This window comes from Hymenobacter pini (assembly GCF_020421205.1).
GTDB lineage: Bacteria > Bacteroidota > Bacteroidia > Cytophagales > Hymenobacteraceae > Hymenobacter > Hymenobacter pini.
On record NZ_JAIZZH010000011.1, the window covers coordinates 1 to 3288 of the forward strand.

2 rRNA genes are annotated in these 3288 nt (G+C 53.7%); both read right to left on the reverse strand.

The annotated features are described in order from the left end of the window. Positions 1 to 76: 76 nt before the first annotated feature. A 5S ribosomal RNA gene (gene rrf / locus LF252_RS22670) occupies positions 77 to 188 on the reverse strand. 92 nt (positions 189 to 280) lie between these two features. Beyond that, a 23S ribosomal RNA gene (locus tag LF252_RS22675) occupies positions 281 to 3187 on the reverse strand. Positions 3188 to 3288 lie beyond the last annotated feature (101 nt).

Below are 3288 nucleotides of genomic sequence, written 5' to 3' on the forward strand. Positions count from 1 at the left end.
TATAAACGGCTATTGCCCCGCGTCAGCTGCAGCCCGGGAAGGGCCAGCAGTGCGCGGGGCAATAGATGTGCTAAAAGGTTGGCGGCGACCGACTCTCCCACCGGTGAAGGCAGTACCATAGGCGCTCCGGGGCTTAACGACTCTGTTCGGAATGGGAAGAGGTGAACACCCGGGCTAAAGCCACCATTAGCAGCGCAGCACACTGTTCAGTTACCTGAACACGGCTGTCATATTCGACATAGAGGGCGAGACAAACAAAGCAGCGGTAGTGAGCTGTATCCTGCAGAAGTGTTCGAGCCCTTAGTACCCCTCGGCTGTGCGATTCCGCGCTCTACACCTGGGGCCTATCAACGTCCTCGTCTCGAACGGCTCTTATAATCGGAAATCTCATCTTCAGGTGAGTTTCGCACTTAGATGCTTTCAGCGCTTATCTCATCCCAGCGTCGCTACCCGGCGCTGCAACTGGCGTCACAACCGGTGCACGAGCGGCTGGTCCAACTCGGTCCTCTCGTACTAAAGTCAGGTCCTGTCAAATTTCCCACGCCCACCACAGATAGGGACCGAACTGTCTCACGACGTTCTGAACCCAGCTCGCGTGCCACTTTAATCGGCGAACAGCCGAACCCTTGGGACCTTCTCCAGCCCCAGGACGTGACGAGCCGACATCGAGGTGCCAAACCTCCCCGTCGATATGAGCTCTTGGGGGAGATCAGCCTGTTATCCCCGGCGTACCTTTTATCCTTTGAGCGATGGCCCTTCCATGCGGAACCACCGGATCACTATATCCGTCTTTCGACCCTGCTCGGCTTGTAGGCCTCACAGTCAAGCCTGCTTCTGCTATTGCGCTCTACATCCGGTTACCAAGCGGATTGAGCAGACCTTTGAAAGCCTCCGATACTTTTTTGGAGGCGACCACCCCAGTCAAACTACCCAGCAGACACTGTCTCCGTTTTCCAGATTAGGTGCCAAACAACACAAGGGTGGTATTTCAACGTTGACTCCCCGAGACCTGGCGGCCCCGGCTCACAGTCTCCCACCTATCCTACACATGTGTTGTCCAGCATCAATGTCAACCTATAGTAAAGGTGCACGGGGTCTTTCCGTCCCGTGGCGGGTACTCGGCATCTTCACCGAGACTACAATTTCACCGAGCTCATGGCTGAGACAGCGCCCAGATCGTTACACCATTCGTGCAGGTCGGAACTTACCCGACAAGGAATTTCGCTACCTTAGGACCGTTATAGTTACGGCCGCCGTTTACCGGGGCTTCGATTCAAACCTTCGCTTGCGCTAAGTTCCCCTCTTAACCTTCCGGCACCGGGCAGGTGTCAGGCCTTATACTTCCGCTTACGCGTTCGCAAAGCCATGTGTTTTTGTTAAACAGTCGCCTGGGCCTTTTCACTGCGGCTTCTTGCATTGCTGCAAGGAAGCGTCCCTTCTCCCGAAGTTACAGGACCATTTTGCCGAGTTCCTTGGCCATGATTCACTCGAGCCCCTCAGGATACTCTCCTTGACTACCTGTGTCGGTTTGCGGTACGGGCTAGCAAGCAGTAAACGCTTAGCAGGTTTTCTTGGCAGTCTGATTAGGCACACTATCCCGTTGGCCGAAGCCTCCAGGTACTATCACGTTTCAGCAAACAGGGCGTACTTGACTACCCTATCTATACCTACACGCTTTAACGGGCACTTCCGTCCGCCCGCGGTGCTTTCACTTCTGCGTCACTGCATCACTCCACTTACTAGGTGCTGGAATATCAACCAGCTGTCCATCGACGTAGCCTCTCGGCTTAGCCTTAGGTCCCGACTAACCCTGCTCCGATTAGCGTTGAGCAGGAAACCTTAGTCTATCGGGGGGCGGGTTTCTCACCCGCCTTATCGTTACTCATGCCTACATTTGCTTTTCTGGCCGCTCCAGCATACCTGACGATACACCTTCACCGCTGACCAGAATGCTCCCCTACCACTTGCCTATAAGGCAAATCCATCGCTTCGGTACCGGACTTGATGCCCGTGTATTATCGATGCCCTCTCGCTCGACCAGTGAGCTGTTACGCACTCTTTAAAGGAATGGCTGCTTCCAAGCCAACCTCCTGGCTGTCAAAGCAAGTGGACCTCCTTTGTTCAACTTAGTCCGAATTTAGGGACCTTAGCGGATGGTCTGGGTTCTTTCCCTCTCGGCCTGGGACCTTAGCACCCCAAGCCTCACTGCCGCGTATATCAACAGGCATTCGGAGTTCGTCAGGATTCGGTAGGTTGTGACACCCCCTAGTCCTATCGGTAGCTCTACCTCCTGCTGACTCCACCGCGACGCTGTACCTAAATACATTTCGGGGAGTACGAGCTATTTCTCAGTTTGATTGGCCTTTCACCCCTACCCACAAGTCATCCAAATCCTTTTCAACGGAAACTGGTTCGGTCCTCCAGTTGGTGTTACCCAACCTTCAACCTGCTCATGGGTAGATCACAAAGTTTCGCGTCTACCCCCTCTGACTCTGCGCCCTATTCAGACTCGCTTTCGCTGCGGCTCCAGGTGTTGACACCTTTAACCTTGCCAGAGAGGAGTAACTCGTAGGCTCATTATGCAAAAGGCACGCTATCAGGGCACTAAACCCCTCTAACTGCTTGTAAGCACACGGTTTCAGGTTCTTTTCACTCCGGTATTCCCGGTTCTTTTCACCTTTCCCTCACGGTACTAGTTCACTATCGGTCTCTCAGGAGTATGTAGCCTTAGCGGATGGTGCCGCTGGATTCAGACGGGGTTTCTCCGGCCCCGCCTTACTCAGGAATCCTCTACCGTACCTAATCCGCTCGCCTACGGGATTCTCACCCTCTATGATCGACTTTCCCACGTCGTTCAGCTAAGATTAGATAATCAGATGTTGAGGTCCTACAACCCCCGGCTGGCCGTAACCAACCGGGTTTGGGCTCCTCCCCGTTCGCTCGCCACTACTTGGGGAATCATATGTTATTTTCTGTTCCTCCGGGTACTTAGATGTTTCAGTTCCCCGGGTTTGCCTCCAATCTCTTAAAGAGTTGGATCCTACTTCTTCAAAGTAGGGGGTTGCCCCATTCGGATATGCCAGGATCACCTTGTATGTGCCAATCCCCTGGCCTTTTCGCAGCTTATCACGTCCTTCATCGCCTCTGAGAGCCTAGGCATCCCCCGTGTGCCCTTCTCTACTTCTGTAGAGGTCTCGTCCACTGGACAAGACCGGCTCGGAGTATCCGACAAGCGGATATCCTATTTGCTTCTTTGTTTCTCTCGTTTTTCCTCTATGTCAAAGAACG